The following is a 2,728-nucleotide window of genomic DNA, read 5'->3' as shown; positions in this document are numbered from 1 at the left end:
GTAACCATCCGCTGAAGACCGCGGGGTGGGTCAGTTTTTGCCCATGAAGTCCCACTGTCTGTGGTCGAGGAGTTCGTCGAGGTAGTCGAGACCGCGGCGGGTGAAGGCGATGGCGGCCTCGGCGTCGTCATCAAGGCTATCGATGACGCTGAGGCGGCCGCCCTCGGGCGCCATCTCCTCGGCAAGTTCCTCAATCACGTCGAGGTCGACGCCCAGGTGCTTTGCGGCGTAGCGCGCGGTGAACACCATTGAGGGGGCGGCCATCAGGCTGCCTTTGCGACCTGGATCCGAGGTACCCAGTTCCACGGCAGCAGTTCGTCGAGCCGTGTCGCCGGATGTTCGGCAATGCGGGCGAGGACGTCGGCGAGCCAGGCCTGCGGGTCGACGTTGTTGAGCCGGGCGGTCTGGATGAGGGTGTAGAGGATGGCGGCGCGCTGGCCGCCCCGGTCCGAGCCGCAGAACAGCCAGGCCTTGCGACCCAGCGGCACGCAGCGGAGCGCCCGCTCGGCGGCGTTGTTCGAGAGACAGACCCGGCCGTCATCGAGGAAGCGCGTGAAGGCGTTCCACCGGCGGAGCATGTAGAGACAAGCCTTGGCGAGGTCGTGGTTGCGCGACAGCCTGGCGCGCTGGTCGGTCAGCCAGGCATGGAGCTCCGCCATCAGCGACGCACTGAACTCCTGACGCACGACGAGCCGGTCGGCCGCGGGCTTGCCGTTGATGGCGCGCTCGATGTCGAAAAGCGCGTCCAGCCGCTTCACCGCCTCGAGCGCAACAGGGTAGACCGTGCCGGTCCGCTCGCCACGGCTCTTCCTGCGGGCGGCACCCTCGACGTCGGCGAGTTCGAAGAACTTGCGCCGGGCGTGCGCGAAGCAGCCGGCCTCGCGGATGGGCCCAGGCGCACGACCGCCACGGTACAGCTCGCCGTAGCCGCCATAGGCGTCCGCCTGGAAGATGCCCGACCAGCTGGCGAGATGCGCCTGCGGGTGCTCGCCGCGGCGGTCGCGCGAGTAGTGGAAGAGTGCCGCCGGTGGGTCGGTGCCGGCGAAAGGCACATCGTCGCGGACGTACACCCATAGGCGAGCCACGTCGGTCTTGCCCTTCGCCATGACCGGCACGGTCGTGTCGTCGCCATGCAGCCGCTCGGCGGCAAGGACATGCGCCTCGATGCGCTTGTAGAGCGGGGTGAGCGCGAATGCCGCGGCGCCGACCTGGTCGGCGAGCGTCGAGACGCTGAGCGGCACGCCTTCACGCGCGAACCGCTCGGCCTGGCGGTTGAGCGGCTGGTGCTGCCCGTATTTCTCGAACAGCAGCATGGCGAGGAAGCTCGGCCCCGCCCACCCGCGCGGCACGACGTGGAACGGCGCGGGCGGCTGGCTGATGGTCTGGCAGTCGCGGCACGAGACCTTTTCGCGCACCGTCTGGATGACCTTCCACGCTCGCGGGATCACTTCGAGCGTCTCGGTCACGTCCTCACCGAGTTTCGACAGGCGCGAGCCGCCACAGGCAGGACACGAGCACGGCGCCGGGATGACGACGCGCTCGCGCGGCAGATGCTCGGGGAACGGCTTTCTGACCGGCCGTCTACGCTCGAACGGGGCAACGCTGGTCGTGTTGTCGGCAGCGATGTCGGCAGCGAGATCGTCTTGCGCAGCGTCGGCCTCGAGATCCTCGAGCTGGAGCTCCATCTGCTCGAGCAGGCGGCGGCTGCGCTCGGCACTCGCACCGTACTGCTCGCGCCTGAGCTTTGCGATCTGCAACTTGAGGTGCGCGATGACCGCCTCGATGGCGCTCTCGCGGGCAACCGCATTGGCGGCGCGCGCCTCGGCTTCGTCGGCGCGTTGCAGGGCGGCGGCGAGCAGCACCTTGAGCGCTTCGACATCGTCCGGAAAGGGCGAAACCACCGCGGCCATGGGCGAGAGTGAATCACCCCCGGCCGCATCATGCAAGGCGATAATGGTCTATCCGGCGCTCGCCGGGCGCCAGCTGTACTGTGGGTTCCGCCAGTCGATACCCTCGAGCAGGCACGCCAGCTGCGAGGCCGTCAGCGACACCACGCCGTCCTTGGCCGAGGGCCAGACAAACCGGCCCTTCTCCAGCCGCTTCGCGTAGAGCGACATGCCCAGACCGTCGTGCCAGATGATCTTCACCAGCGACCCGATCCGCCCCCGAAACACGAACAGGTCCCCGCCATGCGGGTCGCGGTGCAACTGCTGCTGAACCATGAGCGCCAGGCCCTGCATGCCCTTTCTCATGTCGGTGTGGCCCATCGCGATCCACACCCTTGCGCCCGGTGGGATCACCGCAGCGCCTTCAACGCTGCGGCCGCCAGCGCCGGTGACGCCGAGGCGAATATCCTCAGGCGGCCGCCGTCGGGCAGATCGAGCACGGCCGCCACAACCGGCTCGGACACTGGCTGAGGCGCATCGTCCACGACCACCGCCGGCACGAACATCGGCTCCGCCTGACGAACCGCAGCACGCCGCCACTGGTAGATCAGGCTGCGAGCCACGTCATGCCGCCGGGCAACATCGCAGACCCTCGCACCCGAATGAAACGCTTCCGCCAGGATGTGCTCGCGCTGCTCGTCACTCCAGCGACGCCGACGCTCCGGCCCCGTCAATATCGTCATCTGCGCCATGGTCGGTACGGACGTCCTTACGTGCGGCTGTAAGGACGTCCTCTATCCCCGGCCCCAACACAGCAAGGCGGCACCCGCCGGATGCTTACC

The 2,728-nt window shown here is 68.4% G+C and carries 4 protein-coding genes; all 4 read right to left on the bottom strand.

Annotated features, from left to right (window positions below; translation table 11 throughout):
- Positions 1–30: 30 nt before the first annotated feature.
- Genes HRV97_RS17145 through tnpA form a run of 4 tightly spaced genes read right to left on the bottom strand, consistent with a single transcriptional unit; the run spans position 31 to position 2,638 of the window.
- Positions 31–264: a hypothetical protein gene (locus tag HRV97_RS17145; protein ID WP_174195342.1), complete on the bottom strand. Its 234-nt coding sequence runs from the start codon at positions 262–264 to the stop codon at positions 31–33.
- Complete coding sequence (tnpC, locus tag HRV97_RS17140) at positions 264–1,910, bottom strand: IS66 family transposase (RefSeq protein ID WP_174195341.1); 1,647 nt, start codon at positions 1,908–1,910, stop codon at positions 264–266. The genes HRV97_RS17145 and tnpC overlap by 1 nt, the downstream gene beginning before the upstream one ends.
- A gap of 48 nt (positions 1,911–1,958) precedes the next feature.
- On the bottom strand, positions 1,959–2,279 hold the full coding sequence (gene tnpB, locus HRV97_RS17135) for an IS66 family insertion sequence element accessory protein TnpB (RefSeq protein ID WP_343044546.1): 321 nt from the start codon (positions 2,277–2,279) through the stop codon (positions 1,959–1,961).
- Positions 2,280–2,296: 17 nt separating this feature from the next.
- A complete protein-coding gene (gene tnpA / locus HRV97_RS17130) occupies positions 2,297–2,638 on the bottom strand; it encodes an IS66-like element accessory protein TnpA (RefSeq protein WP_174195339.1) in 342 nt (113 codons plus the stop codon).
- Positions 2,639–2,728 lie beyond the last annotated feature (90 nt).

The sequence above is a fragment of the Sphingomonas hominis genome, assembly GCF_013328205.1.
Lineage (GTDB): Bacteria > Pseudomonadota > Alphaproteobacteria > Sphingomonadales > Sphingomonadaceae > Sphingomonas > Sphingomonas hominis.
Note: the sequence above shows the minus strand (reverse complement) of the source record. Positions and strands in the feature narration are given on the sequence as shown.